Annotated in this window: 20 protein-coding genes and 2 pseudogenes; 13 read left to right on the plus strand and 9 right to left on the minus strand. The window is 69.3% G+C overall.

The annotated features are described in order from the left end of the window. Nucleotides 1–105 precede the first annotated feature (105 nt). The 3 genes from DIE23_RS09320 to DIE23_RS09330 form a co-directional block, all read right to left on the minus strand. Entirely contained in the window at nucleotides 106–951 is an 846-nt protein-coding gene (locus tag DIE23_RS09320; protein ID WP_124611844.1) for a TOBE domain-containing protein, read from the minus strand. A 48-nt stretch (nucleotides 952–999) separates the two neighbouring features. Then, complete coding sequence (locus DIE23_RS09325) at nucleotides 1000–2631, minus strand: CHAD domain-containing protein (protein WP_124611845.1); 1632 nt, start codon at nucleotides 2629–2631, stop codon at nucleotides 1000–1002. Between the two features lie 126 nt (nucleotides 2632–2757). Beyond that, nucleotides 2758–3141, minus strand: coding sequence for a tautomerase family protein (locus DIE23_RS09330; RefSeq protein ID WP_044845252.1), 384 nt, complete (start codon nucleotides 3139–3141; stop codon nucleotides 2758–2760). A 109-nt stretch (nucleotides 3142–3250) separates the two neighbouring features. On the opposite strand from DIE23_RS09330, the gene DIE23_RS09335 reads away from it, so the two are divergent. From DIE23_RS09335 to DIE23_RS09355, 5 genes are all read left to right on the plus strand, one after another. After that, complete coding sequence (locus tag DIE23_RS09335; RefSeq protein WP_124611846.1) at nucleotides 3251–4108, plus strand: LysR family transcriptional regulator; 858 nt, start codon at nucleotides 3251–3253, stop codon at nucleotides 4106–4108. A 41-nt stretch (nucleotides 4109–4149) separates the two neighbouring features. Continuing rightward, complete coding sequence (locus tag DIE23_RS09340; protein WP_124611847.1) at nucleotides 4150–5073, plus strand: DMT family transporter; 924 nt, start codon at nucleotides 4150–4152, stop codon at nucleotides 5071–5073. A gap of 67 nt (nucleotides 5074–5140) precedes the next feature. Next, nucleotides 5141–5920, plus strand: coding sequence for a sensor histidine kinase KdpD (locus DIE23_RS09345; RefSeq protein WP_124611848.1), 780 nt, complete (start codon nucleotides 5141–5143; stop codon nucleotides 5918–5920). Between the two features lie 76 nt (nucleotides 5921–5996). Further along, nucleotides 5997–7337: a hemolysin family protein gene (locus DIE23_RS09350; protein ID WP_124611849.1), complete on the plus strand. Its 1341-nt coding sequence runs from the start codon at nucleotides 5997–5999 to the stop codon at nucleotides 7335–7337. Between the two features lie 22 nt (nucleotides 7338–7359). Further along, nucleotides 7360–7944 (plus strand): thiamine phosphate synthase, encoded by a 585-nt coding sequence (locus DIE23_RS09355; protein WP_124611850.1) that lies wholly within the window; start codon nucleotides 7360–7362, stop codon nucleotides 7942–7944. A 37-nt stretch (nucleotides 7945–7981) separates the two neighbouring features. Here the strand turns inward: DIE23_RS09355 and DIE23_RS09360 are convergent, their stop codons facing one another. After that, complete coding sequence (locus DIE23_RS09360) at nucleotides 7982–9631, minus strand: DUF3459 domain-containing protein (RefSeq protein WP_124611866.1); 1650 nt, start codon at nucleotides 9629–9631, stop codon at nucleotides 7982–7984. Between the two features lie 302 nt (nucleotides 9632–9933). Here DIE23_RS09360 and DIE23_RS09365 point away from each other — a divergent pair, with 302 nt between their 5' ends. Together DIE23_RS09365 and DIE23_RS40065 are read left to right on the plus strand one after the other, a co-directional pair. Then, nucleotides 9934–10644, plus strand: coding sequence for a cyclopropane-fatty-acyl-phospholipid synthase family protein (locus tag DIE23_RS09365; RefSeq protein WP_124611851.1), 711 nt, complete (start codon nucleotides 9934–9936; stop codon nucleotides 10642–10644). Continuing rightward, nucleotides 10644–10760 (plus strand): annotated as a pseudogene (locus DIE23_RS40065) (glutathione S-transferase); the annotation flags it as partial. The gene DIE23_RS09365 and the pseudogene DIE23_RS40065, both read left to right, overlap by 1 nt. Nucleotides 10761–10766: 6 nt before the next feature. Here the strand turns inward: DIE23_RS40065 and DIE23_RS09375 are convergent. Continuing rightward, nucleotides 10767–11420, minus strand: a complete 654-nt coding sequence (locus DIE23_RS09375; RefSeq protein ID WP_124611852.1) for a DUF1345 domain-containing protein — start codon at nucleotides 11418–11420, stop codon at nucleotides 10767–10769. 136 nt (nucleotides 11421–11556) lie between these two features. Between DIE23_RS09375 and DIE23_RS09380 the strand changes: the two genes are divergently transcribed. Next, nucleotides 11557–12282, plus strand: coding sequence for a metallophosphoesterase (locus DIE23_RS09380; protein ID WP_124611853.1), 726 nt, complete (start codon nucleotides 11557–11559; stop codon nucleotides 12280–12282). 62 nt (nucleotides 12283–12344) lie between these two features. On the opposite strand, the gene DIE23_RS09385 is transcribed toward DIE23_RS09380, so the two are convergent. Further along, nucleotides 12345–13040 (minus strand): RES family NAD+ phosphorylase, encoded by a 696-nt coding sequence (locus DIE23_RS09385; RefSeq protein ID WP_124611867.1) that lies wholly within the window; start codon nucleotides 13038–13040, stop codon nucleotides 12345–12347. A gap of 2 nt (nucleotides 13041–13042) precedes the next feature. Beyond that, nucleotides 13043–13462, minus strand: a complete 420-nt coding sequence (locus DIE23_RS09390; RefSeq protein ID WP_124611854.1) for an MbcA/ParS/Xre antitoxin family protein — start codon at nucleotides 13460–13462, stop codon at nucleotides 13043–13045. Between the two features lie 231 nt (nucleotides 13463–13693). Here DIE23_RS09390 and DIE23_RS09395 point away from each other — a divergent pair, with 231 nt between their 5' ends. After that, nucleotides 13694–14476: an ABC transporter substrate-binding protein gene (locus DIE23_RS09395; RefSeq protein ID WP_044846588.1), complete on the plus strand. Its 783-nt coding sequence runs from the start codon at nucleotides 13694–13696 to the stop codon at nucleotides 14474–14476. Between the two features lie 979 nt (nucleotides 14477–15455). On the opposite strand, the gene DIE23_RS09405 is transcribed toward DIE23_RS09395, so the two are convergent. Both DIE23_RS09405 and DIE23_RS09410 read right to left on the minus strand, forming a co-directional pair. Beyond that, entirely contained in the window at nucleotides 15456–16928 is a 1473-nt protein-coding gene (locus DIE23_RS09405; RefSeq protein ID WP_124611856.1) for a sigma-54 dependent transcriptional regulator, read from the minus strand. Nucleotides 16929–17377: 449 nt separating this feature from the next. Continuing rightward, nucleotides 17378–18295, minus strand: a complete 918-nt coding sequence (locus DIE23_RS09410) for a metal-dependent hydrolase (protein ID WP_124611857.1) — start codon at nucleotides 18293–18295, stop codon at nucleotides 17378–17380. 581 nt (nucleotides 18296–18876) lie between these two features. Between DIE23_RS09410 and DIE23_RS09415 the strand changes: the two genes are divergently transcribed. The 4 genes and pseudogenes from DIE23_RS09415 to DIE23_RS09430 all read left to right on the plus strand — a co-directional run. Next, nucleotides 18877–19218, plus strand: coding sequence for an FKBP-type peptidyl-prolyl cis-trans isomerase (locus tag DIE23_RS09415; protein ID WP_124611858.1), 342 nt, complete (start codon nucleotides 18877–18879; stop codon nucleotides 19216–19218). A 26-nt stretch (nucleotides 19219–19244) separates the two neighbouring features. After that, nucleotides 19245–20012 carry an AraC family transcriptional regulator gene (locus DIE23_RS09420; RefSeq protein WP_124611859.1) on the plus strand — a complete coding sequence of 256 codons (768 nt, stop codon included), beginning with the start codon at nucleotides 19245–19247 and terminating at the stop codon, nucleotides 20010–20012. 232 nt (nucleotides 20013–20244) lie between these two features. Further along, complete coding sequence (locus tag DIE23_RS09425) at nucleotides 20245–21702, plus strand: MFS transporter (RefSeq protein ID WP_124611860.1); 1458 nt, start codon at nucleotides 20245–20247, stop codon at nucleotides 21700–21702. A 25-nt stretch (nucleotides 21703–21727) separates the two neighbouring features. Then, nucleotides 21728–22338 (plus strand): annotated as a pseudogene (locus tag DIE23_RS09430) (MFS transporter); the annotation flags it as partial. Nucleotides 22339–22444: the final 106 nt, after the last annotated feature.

A 22444-nucleotide genomic window follows, 5' to 3' on the forward strand; every position in this document is an offset into this window, starting at 1 on the left:
GAAATGACGATCGAAGCCGGCGCCTCGTGCACGTTGGGCGGTGCCGGTTTCGCCTCTCCGCCCACGGTCATCGACAGAAACGGCGCGCGCTGGCACCGCGCGCGGTCAGCCCGTCACCGCGAGAATCACGCTCGATGCCTTGAACAGCGCGATCGCACGCCGGCCGGCGTCGAGTTGCAACGCGCCGACGCTGTCGTTCGTGACCACAGCCGTGAGCGTCCCGCCACCGTCGAGCGCCAGCGTCACCTCGCTGTTCACGGCGCCCGCCACGACGGTGTCGACCGTCCCGTGCAACTGGTTGCGTGCGGAGACCTTCAAAGTCGCTTCGGCTCCGCCGTCATCGTCGACCGCCAGCACGACCCACGACGCCTTCACGAGCGCGCACGCATCCGCGCCGGGCTGCAGGCCGAGCGCGTCGGCGCTTTCGTGCGTCAGCACCGCGACGATCACCTGCCCGCCGGGCAGCACGAGTGTCACCTCATCGTTCACCGTGCCGCGCACGATCGACTCGACCTTGCCGAACAACTGGTTGCGCGCGCTCGTCTTCATCCCGATCCGGCCGATCAGTGCCCAGTCGACGTCGAAGCCGGACACCGCCGCGCTCGCGGCGTCGATGAAGCGGCGATGCTCGCGCTCGATCGTGCGAAACGCGGCGATCAGCGACGTGGCGCGCGGCGTCAGCGTGGTGCCGCCACCGCCCTTGCCGCCCGTCGCGCGCGTGACGAGCGGCTCGCCGGCCAGGTTGTTCATCGTATCGATCGCATCCCACGCGGCCTTGTAGCTGAGGCCGACGGCCTTCGCCGCGCGCGTGATCGAACCGGTGTCGCCGATCGCCGCGAGCAGCGCGATGCGGGTGGCACCGCCGAGCGTCTGCTGGCCCGCGCGCAGCCACAGTTCGCCGCCCAGTTCGAGCGGCCCGGCGGAGGAGGAAGGAGGCGACGCATCGCTCATCGGTCTGTCCGAAGGAAACGGGGGGCCATTATAGTGAGCGCGCGCCGCTCAGCGCGGCTTGCCGTCGAGCCTCGGCGGGCGCAGGCTCGCGAGCAGCACCTCGGCGTCGCTCGCCGCGCGTTGCTCGAGCGCGGCACCGTAGCCGCGCACGAAGCCGAGCTGATACGCGGGCGCCGCCAGTTGCTCGAGATGATGCAGCGCGACCATCGTGTCGTTCGCCTCGCCGAGCACGCTCTGCACGCGCGCGAGCGTCTTGACCGTTTCGTTGCGGGTGCGGCGCGACGCCAGCGACGCGAAGAATTCGAGCGCATAGCGCAGCCGCTTCGCATCGATCCGCACCTGGTGCCGGGCAGCCGTATCGAGCGACGTGAGCGACGGCGATGCATACAGGTGACCGAACAACCGCCGCACGCGCTTGGTTGCGTGACGCCGCAGCGACGGCGTTTCGTCGTCGCCGGCGGCCGGCGGCAGCGCAAGCGCGCTCAGCCATTCGAGCCAGCCGAGCGTCAGGCGCGCATAGCGCGCCGAATGCAGTGCCTGGCGCAGTTCGACGCGCGCCGCCATCGCCTGGACGCGCGCGGCGTCGAGCGTGCCGTCCCAGTCGGCGCTGCCGCCATCGGCCGAGATCAGCGCGGGCAAGCTTTCGGTCGAGAATACGTCCCAGTCGCGCACCGTGCCGAGCAGCGCGGCGAGCCAGCGCAAGTCGACGCCGAAGGTGCTCTGCCATTGCTCGTCCGCGAAGCGCGGAAAGAAGCGCATCAGCGTGCGCAGCCGGCGCAGCGCGACGCGCATCTGGTGCACGAATTCGGGATCGTCGCGATCGAGCACGCCGCCCTCGTTGCCGAGCCACTGCGCGGCGATGTCGCCGGACAGCGCGAACAGCGCGGCCCGCTGCGTGCGGACGCCGGTCAGGTCGACGAGTTGCGCCTTGACCGGGCCGGCGACGGCGGGCTCGCCCGTGCACGCGCGATCGATCACGCTGGTCAACTGCACGAACGCGGGCCATGCGCCGCTGAGCTCGCGCGCGGCGGCGAACAGCGCGCGCAGCGCGGCCGTGCGTGAGGCGACGGTTTCCCAGTCGGGCGCCGCGAGGCGCAGCTCGACGTGGCGGCACGGGGGCTCGGCGCCGCCGTGCAGCGTGACGTCGTCGAGCGTCATCTCGACCACCACGCCGCTGTCGTCCGCCCATCGCCCGCGCCGCCGCTCGCTGACGAGCCGCAGCGGCGCCGGTCCGGTGGACGCGGCGACCGCCGCTTCGTCAACGGCGTCGGCCGGCACGCGATCGCCCTCGCCCGTTGCCTCCGCCGATTCCGCATCGGCGATCGGCGCCGTCGTGGGCGTGGCCACGGCGATGCCTGCGTGTTCGGCATCGAACAGTTCGCGCGCCACGACACCGGGCGCGAATACCTTCGTGCGCGACGCGACGACACGCCGCCCCTGCGCGTTCGACTCGATCCACGTCCACCAGCACTCGCCGGGGCTCGGCTCGGCCTCCTCGACCTGGCACGGCTCGATCGTCACGCGCTCCTGGCCGCGCCGCATCCGCACCTGAGGACAGATCCGCCACGCGCGGACGAGTTCGGCGCCGAAGTCGCGCTGCTCACCACGGGCCCGGCTTCCCGCCTTGACCGGCCAACCTTCCAGCGACAGGCACAACACGATTTCCAGCACACGCGACATGGAGGCTCCTGCACATGAAGAATCGCCGGCGCATCCTCCGTGCCGGCGTCGCCCGTGAAGCAGCTTCCATAGTACACGCCGTAAAAACGCGTGGGCGACGATCTGGCCCTGTCGCCCCGTCGCGCGTCAAACGACGTATTGCGCGATGCCGTTGCCGAACGACCAGTCCTCCTTCAGCACTTCGACGAGACTGATGAAGACGTCCTGCGGCCGCACGCCGGGCTGCCGCGCGAGGTTCTCCGCGATGGTCCGGTACAGCGCCTGCTTCTGCTCGAGCGTGCGCGTGTTGTTCGCCGTGATCTGGACCATCACGAGATCGTCGCTGCGTTCGATGTCGAGGTAATGGCGGCCGAAGAAGAAGTTCTCGGCCGAGTGCTCGGTCACGACCATGAAGATGTCGTCCTCGGGCACGTTGAACGTTTGCATCAGCGCGCGATGCACGCCGTCGACGAGCGCCGCACGGTAGGCGGCCGGTTTGCCTTCGCGCACTGCAATACGGGTGAACGGCATGGTCCTGCTCCTTTCGATGACGTTGAAGAACGGAAACGCAACGTCAGGTTAGGCGCGCATAACTATAATTAACAGTCATCAATCGATATTTCATTCATTTACATCAGAAATGAAAGTTCTCGACCTCGATGCGGTGCGCGCATTCGTGCTGGTTGCCGATCTCGCGAGCTTCACGCGCGCCGCCGACGCACTCGGCACCACGCAATCGGCCGTCAGCCTGAAGCTGAAGCGGCTCGAAGCCCACCTCGGCAAGCCGCTGCTCGCGCGCACGCCGCGTGTCGTCAAGCTGGCGGCGGACGGCGAAAACTTCCTGCCGGCCGCACGCGCGCTGCTCGACGCGCACGACCAGGCGCTCGGCGCGATTTCGGCCGGCACGCACCGCCTGTCGCTCGGCGTCAGCGAGCACGTCGCGGTGCCCGACCTGCCGGCCGTGCTGACGAGCCTGCACCGGCAGGATCCCGGGTTGTCGCTGGAAATGCATCTGGGGATGTCGGCGAACCTGCTCGCGCAATACGACGAACGGCGGCTCGACGCGGCGATCGTGCGGCACGAACCGGGCGAGGATCCGCCGCGCGACGACGGCACGCTGCTGTTTACCGAACCGCTCGCATGGCTCGCCTCGCCCGACTGGGCGCCACGAGCAGGCGACCCGCTGCCGCTCGCGGTGCTGGCCGGGCCGTGCGGCGTGCGGGCCGCCGCGCTGCGCGCGCTCGAGCATGCGGGGCGGCCGTGGCGCGAGCGCTTTACGGGCGGCGGCGTCGCGGCAGTCACGGCCGCCGCCGCGGCCGGGCTCGCGGTCTGTCCGCTGGCCCGGCGCGTCGCACCGCGCACGCTGGTCGACGTCGGCGCGAAATTCGGCTTGCCACCGCTGCCGCACTCGCAGGTCGTGCTGTATTCGCGCGTGCGCGACGCCCGCGCGGCGGCCGCACTGCGTAGGTTTTCCGACAGCATTGCAATCTCGGCGTAAACTAAGCGGTTTCGCCGTCCGCAATCTCCTGAAGAATTCCGATGAAGTCCGAAGCCCGCAAGCACCTCCGTGCCAACCTGCTGATGCTCGCCGCCGCCGCGATCTGGGGTTCGGCATTCGTCGCGCAACGACTGAGCCTCGACGTGATCGGGCCGTTTCTGTTTACGGGGCTGCGCTTCCTGCTCGGCGCACTGGTGCTGATCCCGCTGCTGACGTTCAACGCGGCGTCGCGCGCGCAGTTCGCGGCGATTCGCCGTGAGCCGGCATTGCTGGTGCCGGGCCTCGCGCTCGGCGTACTGCTCGCCGTATCGATCTCGCTGCAGCAGTTCGGCCTGCAGTACACGCGGGTCGCGAACGCGGGCTTCATCAGCTCGCTGTACGTCGTGATCGTGCCGCTGATGGGCGTGTTCGTCCGCCACCGGATCGGCGCCGGCACGTGGTTCGGCGCGCTGCTCGCGGCGATCGGCCTGTACTTCCTCAGCATCGACGAGCATTTCTCGGTGCTCTACGGCGACTGGTTCCAGCTCGCCGGCGCCGTGATCATCGCTGCGCACGTGATGGCCGTCGGCCATTTCGCGAAGCGGCACGATCCGCTCGTGCTCGCATTCCTGCAGTTCGTCACGTGCGGCGCGCTGTGCCTCGCGGCCGGCCTCGCGATCGAGCCGGTCAGCGTCGCGATGCTGAAGAGCGCGCTGCCGACGCTGCTGTACGGCGGGCTGCTGTCGGTCGGCGTCGGCTATACGCTGCAGGTCGTCGCACAGCGCGATGCGGCGCCCGCGCACGCGGCCGTGATCTTCAGCATGGAAGGCGTGTTCGCGGCCATCGCCGGCTGGGCCGCGCTCGGCGAGACGCTGACGCTGCGCGCGCTGGTCGGCTGCGCGCTGATGCTGGCCGGCCTGCTCGCCTGCCAGCTGCTGCCGAACGGCGATACCCGGAAAAAGGACGAGGACGCGCTGCCGGCGTGACACGCACGATCCCTATAATGGCGGTTCGCGTGATTTTCACGCCAACCGCTTCCGACAGGCCAGCTCCGTGACGTCCACTCCCGTCGATCCCGCCGCCGACCTGCTGCGCGAACGCGCAGCGCACTATGCCGCCGAGGCCGCGCTGTTCCTGCGCGACCAGGCGCTGTCCACCGCGTCGCACGACCTGCGCAGCCCGCTGAACGCGATGCACAGCTGGGCGTACGTGCTCGAGCGCCAGCTCGCCAGCGCCGACCCGAACCTGCAACGCGCGCTCGCGGGCATCCGCGCGGGGATCGACCAGCAGGTCACGCTGATCGACGACGTGCTCGACGCGCCACGCGCGGCAACGCGCACCCTCGCGATCTCCGCGCGGCCGTTCGCGCTGCGCCCGCTGCTCGACGACACGCTTGCGCTGGCGCGCTTCGCGCTCGCCGACGCCCGGCAGGTCGCCGTCGACGCGACGCTGCCCGACGGCGCGCCGTCGCTGACCGCCGACCGCGAGCGCATCGCGCAGGCGCTCTGGACGATGCTGACGACGGCAGTCGAAGCCAGCGCCGCCGGCAGCCGCGTGACGTTCGCATGCACGCGCGACGGCGCGCAGTGCGTCGCGCATGTCACCTGCGACGTGAACGCCGACGCCCTCGCCGATCCGGCGCTGCCGCATGCATTCGAACCGTTCGCGCGCCGCGAGATGCTGCGCCCGCGCGACGCGAAGCGCGTCGCGTCGGCGCTCGCGCTGTGCCAGCGTGTCGCACTCGCGCACGGCGGCACCTTCACGCACACGCCGTTCGCCGACGGCACCGCCGTCACCCTCTCGCTCTCCGTCCCTTGCGAGGCGCCGGTGTAAGCAATCGGCCGCCCGACACATTACATTTTCCTTTCTGGCCCTATACTGACGGGCCTGTCATGACTGGAGCGATTCTTTGTTACAGATCTTCGCGCTCATCGGCGCGTTGTTCCTGGTGGCCCTGAACGGGTTTTTCGTCGCGGCCGAATTCGGCCTCGTCAAACTGCGCGCGACGCGCGTCAAGACACTTGCCCGCAAGCACGGCCTGCGCGGGCGCATCCTCGCCATCGTGCACGGCCGGCTCGACGCGTATCTGTCCGCGTGTCAGCTCGGCATCACGCTCGCGTCGCTCGGCCTCGGCTGGGTCGGCGAGCCGGCGTTCGCGGAGCTGATCGGCCCGCTGCTCGACCTGATCGGCGTGCAGTCCGAACGCATCGTGCACCTGATCTCGCTCGTGTTCGCGTTCTCGCTGATCTCGTTCCTGCACATCGTGGTCGGCGAGCTGGCGCCGAAATCGATGGCGATCCGCCAGTCGGAAAAGGTGGGCCTGTGGGTCGCGCTCCCGCTCTACGCGTTCTACTGGGCGATGTATCCAGCGATCTGGGTGCTCAACAGCAGCGCGAACGCGGTACTGAAGCTCGCGCGGCTGTCGGCCGACCACGGCGGCGATGCGCACTACTCGACCGACGAACTGAAGCTGATCCTGCGCAGCCGTCGCAGCGCGGGCAACGCGGCCCAGCCGGCGCGCGGCACATACACCAACGACGAGTGGAACACGCTCGCGCATTCGCTCGATTTCTCGTCGATGACGGTGTCGGACCTGATGCGGCCGGCGCATGAAATGATCGGGCTGCGCCGCGACCTGCCGCTGCCCGACAACATGGAAATCGTCGCGCGGCACCGCTTCAGCCGCTATCCACTGTTCGAGGATGCGTCGCGCGAACAGGTGAGCGGGCTGATCCACCTGAAGGACCTGCTGCTCGCGCGTCACGCCGGTGCGGCGCTCGAGGACCTGTCCGACTACGTGCGCCCGGTGCAGTACGTGAAACCCGACACGCCGGCGCTGGAGCTGTTCCGCCGCTTCCGCAAGGGCGCGCCGCACTTCGCGCTGGTCGGCAACAAGGGCGCGAAGCCGATCGGCTTCCTGACGCTCGACAACCTGCTCGGTGCGCTGGTCGGCCAAATCCACGACGAGTTCCGTCAGGGCGACGCGGACTGGAGCCGCCTCGACGACGGCACGCTGATGGGCAAGGGCAGCCTGCCCGTCGTGTCGCTCGAGCAGGCGCTCGGCATCGACATCGACGAAGGGCGTGCGGAATCGGTCGGCGGCCTGGTGATCCAGGCGTTGAGCGATCTGCCGACCGAAGGGCAGCGCGTGTCGTTCGATCGCTTCGACGTCGTCGTGAAGAAGATGAACGGTCCGCGCATCGTGCTGGTGCGCGTCTATCCGAAGATCGCGAAGGAGGCCGACGAATGACGGCCGCCGCGCGCCGCGCGCGATGAGTCCGACGCTGCCGCGCTGCTGCGTGATCACGCCGGAGCCGGCGTCCACGTCGGCCAACGATTGCCGCGTGTTTCTCGACCGGTTGTCGGCCGTGCTCGCGCGTGGCGAAACGCTCGTCCAGTTGCGCGTGAAGTCGTTCGACGCGACCGCATTCGCGCGGCTGGCCGCCGACGCGCTCGCGCGCTGCGACGCGGCCGGCGCGCAACTGATGCTCAACGGGCCGATCGACGCGGCCGGCGTGATGCGACTCGACGGCGCGGGCTGGCACCTCGACGGCGCCGCGCTGCGCGCCGTCGCGCAACGGCCGCTGCCGGCCACGCGCCGCGTGTCGGCCGCCTGCCATGCGGCCGACGATCTCGTGCTGGCCGCGCGCGCGGGCGTGGATTTCGTCACGCTGTCGCCCGTGTTGCCGACGCTCAGCCATCCCGGCGCGCCGACGCTCGGCTGGACACAATTCGCCGCGTTGGCCGCGCAGGCCACGATGCCCGTCTATGCGCTCGGCGGCATGACGCGCGCGCATCTCGACGACGCGCGCCGCCACGGCGCGTACGGCGTCGCAGGCATTCGCAGCTTCTGGTAAGGGCGGCCGGGCGCCCCAGCACCCGGCCTTCCGGGCATCACACGCGCGGATCGGGACGCATGGCGCGCCATGCACTGTCGTCGATCCGGCGCACGTCGTGGGTCAGCGCGTAACGGTTGACGTCACCCGTCAGCCATGCAACGAGCGAATACGGCGGCAACTCCCCTTCATCGACCCGGTCGCGTGCACGTGCCGGCGTCTCGAACACGACCTGCCCTCTCGGCGCATCGAACGGCACCGCGTCGGGCGACAGGTTCAGTGCGATGGTCAACGTCTCGTCATCGGCGAGCCGCCATGACGCCAGCAGCGCATCGGCATCGCCGTCACCGCTCGCCTTCAGCGTATGCGCGTCCTGCGGCCGGCAATCGGACAACCGCGGCGCAATCAGCTTCGCGCGCACCGCGAGCGCCGACTGCACGAAGTGCGCGCGATCGACATCGCGCGCGGTTTCGTCGAAGATCAGCGGGATCTGCGGCGTGAGCAGCGACAGCGCAAGCGCCGCGAGGCCCGGGTCTGGCTCGTGGTCGCCATGCTCGCTCTCGTGCCATGCACCGTCGGACAGCACCAGCGACGTCAGCGACAGCCCTTCGGCGCATGGGCCGTCGCCCGTCGTGGCCGGCTGGAACGCCGCGCCGGCCGCGGTCAGCGCGCGAGCGAGCGTGTGGATCGACTGGTGGGGTGAAATCCCTTCGTGAGCCGACGCGTCGCGCCCCGTCAGCCGATGCAGCGCGCGTTCTCCGCAACCGTTCCACTGCGCATCGAAATGCGTATCGGCCAGATGCACCGGATGACGCTCGCTGCCGAGCACGAGGTGGATCATCCGGTCGACCGGCACGGCCGCGCGCACGCGGTCGGCGATCTCGCGCAGCCACGACGTGCCGATCCGGTCGGCCTCGCGCAGCCGCAGGCCGTCGCAACGGTATTCGTCGATCCAGTACAGCGCGTTGTCGCAGAAGAAGTCGCAGACTTCCGGATGGTCGAGCGCAAGCGGCGGCGCCTGCAGCGGATCGTCGCGCGTATGGAAGAACGGCACCGCGTAATGGCGCAGTGCGTCGGTGCCGCTGCCGAAGCGCGCGTAATCGAGTTCCAGCAGCACCGCGAGACCGTAGCCGTGCGCGTCGTCGATCAGTGCCTTCAGCGCGTCGGGGCCGCCCTCGGCCGCGAGCGGCGCGAACGGCAGGCTGTCGTGCGGCGACGCGAGCAACTCCAGCGCGGTCACGCCGAGATGCGCGAGCTGCGGCAACCGGCGGCGCACGCCGTCGAAGCCGCCCACCGCGTGCGGACGAATCGCGTACAGCGCGATGTCTTCCCACGGGCGTCCACGCCAGAACGTGTTGCGCCACGTGAACGCGCGCGGATCGACGACCTCGCTCGAGCCGTTGAGCCCGTCGGGTTGCGAACGCGATGCGGGATCGGGAATCGACGCGACATCGTCGAGCCGGTAACGGTAACGCGCGCCCGCACCGCATTCGGCGAACACTTCGAACCAGTGCGGACCGGCGGCCGTCATCGGGACGAGCGTCGGGCCGTTGCCGGTATCGAGTTCGAGCTGAACATGCGTGCTGCCCGGCGCCCACACGCGGAAATGCGTGCGCGGCGTCGTACCGAGCGCGCCGCAGGGCTGCGCGCCGGACGGCAGGCAGTGAATGTAGTGCTGCGCATACGGATCGTGCGGACAATCTGACATCATGCGCTCCTCGTGCGTGCCGAGCGGCATGGCCGCGCGATCCCGCGCGGCGCATCGGGGCCCGGCATGCGACGGCCAGGCAGGGGGGAACAAAAGTATGCGCCGGATTCACGATCGTGACGCATCGAATCCTCGCATTTTTAAATACGAATCGACCCCGGCAACGTTTGCGCGCGATGCGCGCCGAGTCGGGTAGTCCGCATACCGGAATGGCCGCTCGCCTTGTTGCGCCGCAGCCCCGCGCATACGCTCGGTGCGATGCGCGTGGACAACCCGTCCACGCCGAATTCGAGGAATCCGCCATGTCGCTCCCCACCAGCGCCGCGAAGTTCGATCCGGTACGCGCGCACGAATACGCCGAGCAATCCCGCATCGCGCTCGCCGGCTACGACGCGTGCCACGAGCTCGCCGCGTGCATGCTCGCGTCGGCGATCGGCGTGCCCGAGGCGCGACTCCTCGTCGTGGGGGCAGGCGGCACGGGGCAGGAAATCTGCGTGCCCGCCGCGCTCGAACCGGGCTGGCAGTTTACGGCCGTCGATCCGTCCGCGCCGATGCTCGCGCTCGCGCGTGCCAACGTCGAAGCGGCGGGTTTCGCCGCACGCACGCAATTCGTCGAGGCCGGCGTCGAGGCACTGCCCGATACGCCGGCCTTCGACGGCGCGACGCTGATCGGCGTGCTGCATCACGTCCCCGGCGACACGGCGAAGGCCGCGCTGCTGGACGCGATCGCGCGCCGCCTGAAGCCCGGCGCACCGCTCGTGATCGCGGGCAACTGTCGTCGCTACGCGGACCACCCTCGCCTGCTCGACGCGTGGCGGCAGCGCTGGCGGATGAAGGGCGCGACGCCCGACGCCGTGCGTGCGCAGCTTGCGAAAATCCTGCAGGGCGCGGATCCGCCGGTGGCCGAGGAAGCCGTGTTCGCGTTGCTGCACGATGCGGGCTTCGACGCGCCGCTGCGCTTTTTCTCGAGCCTGTTCTGGGGTGCGTGGATCGCGGCGCGGCGCGGCGCGTGATGGCGCGCGGCGACGGTGGCCGGCATCCGGCGATCGCGCGCCTTCTCGACACGATCCACGCGCGGCCCGCCCGTCGCAGTGCGCCCGAACGCGGTCCGGACGAACTGCCCACGTAATCCGCGTCAGCCCAGCAACCCTGCCGCGACGTTGATCGACAGTCCGAGCACGGCCATGTTGAAGTAGAACGACAGGATCGACTGCGCAAGCACCGCGCGGCGCGCGGCGCGGTTCGCGAGCGACACGTCGGCCGTCTGCGATGCGACCGCGATCGTAAACGCGAAATACAGGAAATCCCAGTAGTCGGGCTCGGGGTTGCGGTCGGGGAATCGCAGTGCGCGATCGCTGCCCGGCGAGCCGTAATAGAGCCGCGCATAGTGCAGCGTGAAGATCGTCGGGATCAGGAACCACGCACCGAACAGCGTCGCGCCCGTGACCGCGTAATGGCCGAGCCCGGCGCGAAAGCCGACGTTCTTCACGGTGGCGAGCTCGATCGCGATCGCGGCCACGCTCGCGACCGTCGCGATGCAGATGACCGTCAGCACGGTCGTCGCGCTCTCGTCCTCGCGGATCGCGATCTCGCGCACCTGGTGATGATGCGCGGTGACCATGCGCACCCACATCAACACGAGATACAGCCAGACCGTGCAATCCCAGCCAATCAGCGCACGCGCGGTCGGCCTCAGCTGAAACGGCAGCAGCACCGCGCACAGCACGCCCGCGACGAAGGCGGCAACCATGCGCGGCCGGTTGCGTAATACCTGCGGATAAAGCGTCATCGCGTGATTCCGAAAGCGAATGGAAAGGTTGTGGCCGGCATGCGAACGGCCCGCAGCGCCGCGCCGGCGGGTACCGCCCCGATTATCGCCATTCCTGCATGACGTTGCGATGGGCTTGAGCGCCTAAGATATCGGCATGACTCCCGTCCTTTGCCACCATCCCGCGAACGCGGCCGGCCGCGACTTCGTCGTCGGCGATCTGCACGGCTGCGTGGATGTGCTGCGCGCGCTGCTGCACGACATCGGCTTCGACCCGGCTCGCGACCGGCTGTTCTCGGTCGGCGATCTCGTCGACCGCGGCCCCGCGTCCGAAACCGCGCTCGAGCTGCTCGACCGCCCGTGGTGCCATGTGGTGCGCGGCAATCACGAAGAAGTGCTGAGCCTCGTATCGCACGGCAAGCTGTCGCCCGAGGCGTGGCGCGGGATCGGCGGCGACTGGGGCGCCGATCTCCCGCCGGAACGGCTGCACGCGCATGCGGCGCGCGTCGACGCGCTGCCGCTCGTGCGCGTGGTCGGCGACGGCCCCGCGCGCTTCAACGTGCTGCATGCGGAATTTTTCGGTCCGGACGCCGAACTCGACACGGGCAGCTATTCGCCCGACGTGCGCGAGCGGCTGATCTGGGGGCGCGACCTGGTCCAGGGGCTCGCCGACCCGGCCCGGCAGGCCGGCCTGTCGCTGACCTGCACCGGCCACACGCCCGTGCGCGTGCCGCAGCGCATCGGCGCGCAATGGTTCATCGACACCGGCGCGTTCGCACCGTCCGGACGCCTGACGATCGTCGAACCGCGAACGGGCGAGACGTGGTCGCTCACCCAGGCCGACGCGCGCGCACGTCATGCGGGCGACCTGCCGCTGCCCTAGGGTCTTCTGTTCACGCCAATGACGGGGCCCATACCCGCGCGTTTGCGTGCGCGAGCACAGTGCTAGCCGACCTGGTTCAGCTCGAACACCGCATCGATCGCGTTACCGTTCCAGTTGTATTCGAGATACGCCGCGTGATGACAGTCGCGCAGCAGCGTCGTGCGGAACGCCGCGAGACACTCGCCGCGCGGGTCGCGCACCGACGGATAGACGATCCCCGCGCCGCCCGCATTGCGCACCGCGCGGCCGAGCGCCTGCCCGGCGCTGTAATCGAGCGGATCGAGCAGCCCCGGATTGCGCTGCGGCCACGTGCGGATGTCGGCGACGTCACCCTGCGCGACCACCGTGTAGAGCCGCATCTGCTGGCGCATAGGCGCCTCCTTCGTCGCGGCCAGGAACAGACCGCTGTGATAGCGCGTTTCGGCGATCGCCGTATCGCGCGACCGCCCGCAGTAGAACACGCCGTAGCTGCCGTCGGAAAAGCGGCTGCCCTGCGGATTCAGGTGCGTGAACGCGGCCATGATCGGCCCCCAGCCCTGGCCGTAGCGGCGCTCGGACGGCGGAACGAGTTCGAGCGTGCCGACTTCGTGGCGAATGCGGTCGTTGGTCAGCGATTCGAGCGCATAGAGCGCATCGAAATCCTCGGCGGACGCAACGCGGTCGAACAGGTTGATGGCCGGAAAACGGGTGGGAATCACGCGATAGGCAGGTGCCCAGTCGACGACGGTCGTGGGCCAGTGTTGCACGTCGGTCGGCATCGTCACGCCCAGCCACCCCGCATCGCGTCGAGGTATTGCCGGACGGCGACCAGGTCGCCGACGTTGCCGGCGAGCATCCGGTCGAGCGCGCGCTTGCCGCCGAACGGCGCCGCGTCGTTGGGCCGCTTGACCCAGGTGTCGGCCGCGGCCGGCTGCGGCAGCAGGATCTGCAGCGCCTTGTAGATGCCGAGCAGCAGCGATAGCCGCTCGAGCGTGTCGCGCGGCAGGCGCGCCGATTCGGGCGCTGCCTTCCACTTGAAGAACGTCGAACGGCCGGGCGACCCGAGCAGCACGATCTGTTCGTCGATCGTCAGCTCCCAGTCGCGCGCGATGTTGAAGAACGCACGCAGGCCGGCCGCCGACATCTGCGCGACCGAAACCTGCCGCGAGGCGGAATGCGGATCGAAGGCGGGCTGTGACATGATCGTTAGTCTCGAAACGAATTTACTAACAAGATTAGTCCATTTTCGTATTTTTGCAAGAGTCGCCCCCGCGACGCGGACATTCCGTCCGAAAGATCGATATTTTTTGTCCATTCTGGACTGCGATTTTATTTTCTGCGTTAATGGCCGTGCGGACAGCGCACCGGGACGCGGTGCGTCCCGCAGCGACCGTGTCGCCCAGAACCGGATAGACCACGCCAAGGAACCACCATGAAGAGACTGATTGCCGCCGTTTCGATCGCCCTGCTCGCGGTATCGGCAGGCCCCGCCGTCGCGAAGGACTGGACCACGCTGCGCTTCGGCACCGACGCAAGCTACGCGCCGTTCGAATCGAAGGCGCCCGACGGCAAGCTCGTCGGCTTCGACATCGACCTGGGCAACGAGATCTGCGCACGGCTGAAGGCGAAGTGCGTATGGCTCGAGAACGATTTCGACGGGATGATCCCGGCGCTGAAGGCGAAGAAGTTCGACGCGGTGCTGTCGTCGATGTCGATCACGCCGCAGCGCGCGGAACAGATCGGCTTCACGACGAAGATCTACAACCAGCCGACGCGGCTCGTCGTGAAGAAGGGTTCGCCGCTGCTGCCGACCGCCGAATCGCTGAAGGGCAAGTCGATCGGCGTCGAACAGGGCACCACGCAGGAAGCGTATGCGAAGGCGTACTGGGCGAAGCAGGGTGCGAACGTCGTGTCGTACCAGAACCAGGACGGCGTGTATGCGGACCTGACGTCGGGCCGCCTCGACGCCGCGTTGCAGGACGAGGTGCAGGCCGCGATCGGGTTCCTGAAGTCGCCGCGCGGTGCGGGCTACCAGTTCGTCGGGCCCGAACTCGTCGACGAGAAGGTGCTCGGCATCGGCGCCGGCATCGGGCTGCGCAAGGAAGACGCCGACCTGAAGGCGAAGATCGATCGCGCGATCCTCGACATGGTCAAGGACGGCACCTACAAGCGGCTCGCGTCGAAGTACTTCGACTTCGACATCTACGGCGGATGAAGCGGCGCCGCGCGCGGACGGGTGCGATGCCCGTCGCGCGCGGCCCAACCGCCCCTCCCCCCTGCCCGCCGGACGCCGACGCCTCCCTGACGTCTGCCGTCGCGCCGGTTTCATCGTCCGTGTCGCACAACCGGATGCCGCAAGTCATTCGCAATGCAAACGGATCGCCTGCGCTGGCGACCGCAGGCGCTCGACGTCGTCAATAAGCGAAGACCGGGCGCCGGGGCACCGGTGCCCGCGTGCACATCCCCATGCGGATCGGATTGGCGAGCGGGAAAGCGCCGGCCCGGCGCGGATGACCGGGTATCAACCGGATCCGCCTCGCACCGGGCGCGGAGAGGTGGCCTGTCGACGCATGCCGGCCGGCGGCAAGGTGCGCGGTCGACCGGCGATGGGTCGAATCACTGCGATCGCGGCCTGCCGGCCGCTGCGTGTGGCGATCGTTCATTTTTCTACCCCGTATTCGAGCCGTTGCTTGTGCCGGCAACCGGACACCGCCGGTGCCCCGACGATCCGACGACGACGGCCCATGCCGTCCGGAACGGGGCCATGCTGCCCGTCCGACCGGTCATCCCCGCGGACTGCGTCCTTGCCGGTCCTCGAATGGTTCGCTGCCGAACCGGCCGGACGCCACGTCGTCGACTCTCGTACCTCAACCTGTGCAAGGAGCGGGCCAGCTTCGTTCGGGGCCGGCTGCACAAGGCTTTCATCGGACAAGCCCGCGGCCGGAACGGGCGGGACATGCAGGACGTTGCGAAACTGAAACATGCCGTGCGCAGGCGGCCTCGGCCGCGTGGCGTCACCGCCTTGCCGGACAAGGCGCGGGATGATCCGGAAAATTTTCCCGACACGGACCGCACGCCGCCGCCCGCGTTTGCCGGGTCGATTTGCGCGGCCGCCGGCAGGAAACGTTTCACGCCCTTTACATGCCGCCGGACGCCCGCGCACGGGCCGGCCGCGGACGCTTCCCGACCGCCGTTCAGCCGACGCGCTGGTGGTCGGCGTCGTCGGGCGGCGAGCCGTCCTTCCCGCCGTTGTCGCCGTTGTTGTCGTGGTCGTTGAGCCCGTGCTCGATCATCATCCGGTAGAGCGTCACGCGCGAGATGCCGAGTTCTGCCGCGGCCTTGTTGATCCGGTGATCGTTGCGCAGCAGTGCGTTCTCGATCGCGATGCGCTCGGCGAGCGCGCGCGCCTGCTCGAGCGTCACGGGCTCCGTTTCGCCCGGGGTCTCGAGCCCGAGATCGTGCGGCGTCAGCAGCCGGCTCTCCGCCATCACGATCGCGCGGCGCACCCGGTTGATCAGCTCGCGCACGTTGCCGGGCCACTCGTAGCGGCGCATCGCGTCGAGTGCCGCCGACGTGAAGCCGCTGATCTTGCGGCCGCTGTCGGCCTTGTATTTCTGCAGCACGTAATGCGCGAGGATGTCGATGTCCTTGCCGCGCGCGCGCAGCGGCGGCTCGTGAATGCGCAGCACGCAGAGCCGGTGATAGAGGTCCGCGCGGAAGCGTCCGGCTTCGACCGCGCCGTCGAGATCCACGTGCGTCGCGGAGATGATCCGCACGTCGACCGGAATCGATTCCTGGCCGCCGAGCCGCTCGATCTTCCCTTCCTGCAGGAAACGCAGCAGGCTCGCCTGGCTTTCGACCGGCATGTCGCCGATTTCGTCGAGAAACAGCGTGCCGCCGTTCGCGGATTCGATCCGGCCCGCGCGCCGCTGGTTCGCGCCGGTAAATGCACCGCGCTCGTAGCCGAACAGTTCCGACTGCAGCAGGTGATGCGGAATCGCGCCGCAGTTGATCGCGATGAACGGCCCCTTGCCGCGCGCCGAGCGCTCGTGGATCGCGAGCGCCGTCAGTTCCTTGCCGGTGCCCGACTCGCCGGAGATGAACACGCTCGCGTCGGTTTTCGCGACCTTGCGGATCGTGCTGAACAGCTGCTGCATCGCTTCGCAGTTGCCGATCATCCCGTGCTCGCCGATCGACGCCGCGTAGGCCGCGCCGTCGACGCGATCGAGCGCGGCCATCCCGCGAGCGTGGCCGAGCACGTGCGAAATCCATTCGTACGGCAGCGGCAGCGTCACGTAATCGAAACAGTAGCTGCGGATCAGCTCGCGCACGGCAGCGCCGATCGTGACGCCGGCCTGCGCGGTGGAAATCCAGCCGATCGCCGGCTGGCTCAGGCACGCCTTCAGCGCGGGATAGTCGCGCGACGTGAAGCCCGAGAAATCGACGAGCCCGGCGGCGACGTTCACGCCGGACGTCATGTTCTGCGCGGCGCCGGCCGTCTTCGCGACCGAGATATCCCAGCCGAGCCCGCGCAGTTGCGCCAGCAACGGCTCGTCCGGCGAACGCATGATCACGAACAGCTTGCGTCCGGCCTCGGGAGCGGTAACGGACACGAGCGGCGTCTCGGACGCCGTCGTCCCGCTTGCGTCGGGTGACCTTGCAACCATCGTTGTTCCCCGCTTGGCGTTGGTATCGTGCGCCGGCTTGCCGCCGCGTCCGAAGGACCTCGATCGAACTGACATATTGGCCGCATTTCCGTCCGAATAAAATCCCCCCGGCAATAATCGGACGACGGGAAGATCTTTTCTTTCATGAACGGTATATCGATACCGCCGACGCGCGGCTAGATGGGTGTTTTCCCGGTGGCGCGACGGGCGCGCAACATGGCCGCACGGGTATCGAACGCGCGAAGCCGCGCCGGTGCGGGCGCGCCGGGTCGGCACGCGATGCGAGGTATGCGGAATCGGACCGGCCGCATGCGCCGGCGCGGCCTGGCAGCCGTGGCGGCACCGGCACGCGCAACCGTTTCCGCTTGACGCCGGTCAATCATCAGACGAAAACGGGGCCGATGCACGAACGCAACACGTGCGGCGTGCGGCGCGGCCCGGCGGCCGCGTCAGCGCCCCGACGCGAGCGGCGCGAGCGCATTGGCGCGGCCGCGGCCGGCCGACGCGCCGTCGTGTTCGCCGTACGCGGCGACGAGCGCGTCGACCCGTGCGAGGTGATGGCGGTTGTCGTGGTCCCATGGGTGGAAGCCGGGCCGGAAAAAGCTCAGCCATTCACCCGCGATGCGCGGGAACAGCCCGCGGCGCGGCCCGTACAGGAACGCAATCATGCGCAGCATGCCGCGCACGCGATGCTTGATGTCGCGATCGCGCGACAACAGCGTCACGTGCAGCAGGAACACGGCCGGCCAGAACGTCAGCGTCGTCAGCAGGTATACGCCGATGCGGATCAGGTAGCGGCGCAGGCCCGGCTTCATCGCGACGTTCCAGACGTCGAACGATACGGCCTTGTGCTCCGTTTCCTCGAGCGCGTGCCACACCCACATCTGACGGTAGCCGTCGACCGAGCCCGCGAAGCGCGTCGGATCGCGCAGGAGCCAGTCGGCAAGCATGGCCGTGTAGTGCTCGGCCGCGACCGTATGCGCGAGCTGCACCGAATGCGGCAGCTTGCGCTTCATGTAACCGAGCACGGTCCAGATGCGCTTGTCGAGCTTGTGCGCGGGCAGGCGGTTCGCCTGCATCAGCGCGTTGTATTCGACGTGCTCGCGCGTATGCATCGCCTCCTGACCGATGAAGCCGAGCACCTGCCGCTTCAGAACCGGATCGTCGATCCGGTCGCGATAGTTGCGCACCGAATCCATGAAAAAGCGCTCGCCGGCCGGAAACAGCAGCGACAGCGCGTTGAAGAAGTGGGTCACGTGCGGGCCGAGCCCATGCCAGTCCTTCGCGCGTTCGACCGGCAGGTCGAAGCGCAGGTCGCGGCGCACTGGCATCACCTCGGCTGCGGTGGCGGAAGCGGCTGACTTCATGCTCGTCGTTCTCCTTGTTTTCGGGCGGCCCGTCAGCCGTTGCGGCCTTGCTGGAGCGGGCCCGGGCAGCGCATCGCGCAACGCCGAAATCTTGACATTGATAGCTGTAAAGATAGGCGTTCGCCGGCGCCGCGCGCAAGCCGCGCGGTAGACGCGCGCGTCCAAACAGGACACGGTCGGCAGCACGAAAAAAACGACGTCCGAGCAGCGTTCGGGCGGACCACGATTCGAACGCGCGCGCCGGCGTGCAACCGGCGGACGGACAACGCGCGCGCGGCTCGCAATCGGCGCGAAAGCCCCGCGCGACGGGCGTTTTGCGGGATCGCGCGGCGGCGTTCGAGGCAACGTCGAGCGGCCGGGTCGCACCGATTCATACACGCGCCCCGTTCGTGCGGTGCAACCCCGTCGATCCGGCTCGAGAAAAATTCAAACGCGCGTTCCAGTCGCGTGTCGCGCGCGCTGCGTGACCGCCGCCGCGACCGACGCGCGATCGGCACGCCGCCGGGCCCTCGCCGCCTGCGGCGGCGCCCTGCGCGCTCGCCTACAATAGCGGTTTTACCCAACCCCTTTCAGGAGAAGTCATGTCTGTCACCACGACCGCATCGGGCCTCAAATTCGAAGACCTGACCGAAGGCACCGGCGCGGAAGCGCAAGCCGGCCAGACCGTCAGCGTCCACTACACGGGCTGGCTGACCGACGGTCAGAAATTCGACTCGAGCAAGGACCGCAACGACCCGTTCGCGTTCGTGCTCGGCGGCGGCATGGTCATCAAGGGCTGGGACGAAGGCGTGCAGGGCATGAAGGTCGGCGGCGTGCGTCGCCTGACGATCCCGCCGCAACTCGGCTACGGCCCGCGCGGCGCAGGCGGCGTGATCCCGCCGAACGCGACGCTCGTGTTCGAAGTCGAACTGCTCGCCGTCTGACGACGCCGCCGGCCGACGCCCTTCCGATGGAACGCATCCCGTCTCCCGCCATCGCGCTGCGCCGTTACGACGCATGCGAAGCGTCCGACGTGCACGACTTTCACCAGGTTGTGCTCGGCATCGACGGCGCGATGGTGATGGCGGTGGACGGCGTCGGCCAGCGCATCGACCGCCACGCGGCCTGGCTGATTCCGGCCGGCGCGCGCCACGATTACGCGGGCCTCGGCGACAATCGCCAGCTCGTGCTCGACCTGCCGGCGGCGTCGCTCGCGGTGCCGCAGCGGCTGTTCGACAGCGCGCGTGCCGTGTCGATCGACCCGGCACTGACCTCGCTCGTCGCGCAGGTCGCGGCAGCGGCCGCGCAACTCGACGGACCGGCCGGCGACACGCGGCACGCGCATCGCTTCCAGTGGCAGGCCGCCGCGCGTCTGTGCGACGCACTGCTCGGCGATGCCAGCCTCGCCTCGCCCGCCGCGGGCCTCGATTTTGCGCGCGTCGACCGCTGGCTGCGCGCACGGCTCGCGGAGCCGCTGCGCATCGCCGATCTCGCCGCGCACTGCGGCTACGGGATGCGCCGCTTTCATCAACTGTTCGTCGACGCGTTCGGCGAAACCCCGCATCGCTACCTGCAGCGGCTGCGGCTCGACGCCGCCGTCGTGCTGCTCGCCGACGGCCGCCATCCGCTCGTCGACATCGCAGGCATGGTCGGCTTCGCCGACCAGAGCACCTTCACGCACGCGTTCACGAAGCGTTTCGGCGTCGCGCCGGGGCGCTGGCGCGGCGAACGGCACTGAGCGGCCCGGCTACGCCGATTTTCCGCAGCGCCAACCGCACTTGAGCCGATCGCGCCGGTACGTCACGGCCGGATGGTTGTCGGCCGTCGCTATCCGTGTCACGTGAAGCCGTGTCGCGCGTAACAGCGGCGCGCATCGGTCCAATGGCCGCCGCTCGTCGCGAACCTGACGCGTATCGACACTTCACGCCTCCCTGAAACATCGCCTGCCCGTCGCGCCCTACGCTGGGCACATGGACAAGACCACCGCTTCCCCCGCCTTCCCGCCCGCGCTTGCCCGCCTCGTCGCGACCGTCAGCATCGGCTTCGTCGTCACGCAGCTCGACGTGACGATCGTCAACATCGCGCTCGCGCATCTGGCCGGCGATCTGCATCTGCCGGTCGCCGGCCTGCAGTGGGTCGTCGATGCCTACACGCTCGCGTTCGCGGTGCTGATGCTGTCGGGCGGCGCGCTCGGCGACCGGTTCGGCGCGCGCCGCATGTATGTCGCGGGCCTCGTGCTGTTCGCGCTCGCGTCGCTTGCGTGCGGCGCCGCCGTCGCCCCCGCGATGCTGATCGCCGCCCGTGCGCTGCAGGGTGTCGGCGCCGCGGCGATGCTGCCGAATTCGCTCGCGCTGCTCAACGATGCGTGCCGGCACGATCCGCGCCTGCGCGCGCGAGCCGTCGGCTGGTGGACGGCCGCGGGCTCGATCTCGATCGCGGCCGGCCCGGTAGTGGGCGGCCTGCTGATCGCCGCATGGGGCTGGCGCGGCATCTTTCTCGTGAACCTGCCGCTGTGCGCGGCAGGGCTGGCTGCCTCGTTCGTCTGGGTGCCCGCACGGCGCGCCGCAGCGACGCCGGCCGCGACCACCGCTTCCGTGCGTTCCGTGCGAGCGCTCGACCTGCGCGGACAGCTCATCGCGATCGCGATGCTGACCGCGCTGACCGCCGCCGTGATCGAATGGCGGCCACTCGGCTTCACGCATCCGGTCGTCGCTGGCGGCTTCGCGCTCGCGGCACTGGCCGCCCTCGCGTTCGTCGCGGTCGAGTCGCGCACCGCGACGCCGATGCTGCCGCTATCGCTGTTCCGCCGCCGCACGTTCAGCGCGGCCGTGCTGTTCGGGATCTGCGTGAATCTCACGTACTACGGCACCGTGTTCGTGCTCGCGCTGTACCTGCAACGCGTGCGCGGCGAATCGGCGCTGCAGGCCGGGCTCGCGTTCCTGCCGCTCACGGGCGGCTTCCTGCTGGCGAATCTCGCGAGCGGCCGCGCGGTCGCGCGTCACGGCCCGCGGGCGCCAATGTGCGCGGGCGCCCTGGTCGCCGCGCTCGGCTACGGCGCGCTGCATTTCATCGATGCGTCGACGCCGCTGCCGCTGCTGCTCGTGCCGTTCCTGCTGATTCCGACCGGCATGGGCTTCGCGGTGCCGGCGATGACGACGGCCTTGCTGGCGTCGGTCCACCACGAGCGCGCGAGTATCGCGTCGGCCGTGCTGAACACCGCACGACAGGCCGGCGGCGCAATCGGCGTCGCCGCGTTCGGCGCGCTCACGGGCGGCGGCGGCGCGTGGCAGACCGTGGCAGGCCTGCATATCGCAACCGCTGTGTCGGCCGGGCTGCTGGTTGCGGCCGCGCTGATCGCGACGCTGGTGCGGCCGGATGCGCATCGCGGTGCGGCGGGTGCGCGCCAAGCCGTATCGGCAGCCGATTGAGCAGAACGATCACGCGTGATCGTTCTGCTCGGCCGCACTGGCCGGCGCCGGCGAGTGCAGGCGCGTGGTGGGCGCCGCGCAGTGCGGCGTCGTAATCGGCTTGCTGGCCTCGCGTTCATTGGCGGGTGTCGTCACCGACATCGCCAAATGGCGCCTGGTCTTTCTCGTGTCGGGTGCGCCCGCGATCGCGATGCTCGTCGCGCTGTCGCGGCTGTTGCCCGATACCGATGCGCCGCGCGAACGCATCGGCTACGCGGCGCTGCCGGTTTCGATGGTGACGCTCTTGTGCACCAAGCGCATGCTGCGCGTGCGCGCGCGATCGCACTGCTGATCTTCGCTGCGTTCAGCATCTTCTGGAGCGCACTCGTGCTGCCGCTGAGCGCCCCCGCCGCATTCGAGGTCGCATGCGCAAATCGGCGCATTCGGGCTCGGCGGCGCGCTGGGCGCAGCAGCGGTGGCACGCGCGGGCCGGGCGCGGATCGCGGGCTCGGCGAAGCGACGACCGGCCCCGCGCTCGCCTGCGCGTTCTCGTGGCTGCCATTGGCGTTCGGCGGCAGGTCGATAGCGCTGCTGGTGGTCGGCATCGCGCTACTCGACGTCGGCGGACAGTTAGTCCACGTCGTGAACCAGAGCTTGACGTCCTCCCCCGCCTGCCTAAAGACGAAGGATTCCCACACCTGGCGATGCACGTCCGCATCGGAGAATGTTCACAGCAGCGTTGGTATCTCGATCATGCTCGACA

Origin of the sequence: Burkholderia sp. Bp9143, from assembly GCF_003853645.1 — a bacterium.
GTDB lineage: Bacteria > Pseudomonadota > Gammaproteobacteria > Burkholderiales > Burkholderiaceae > Burkholderia.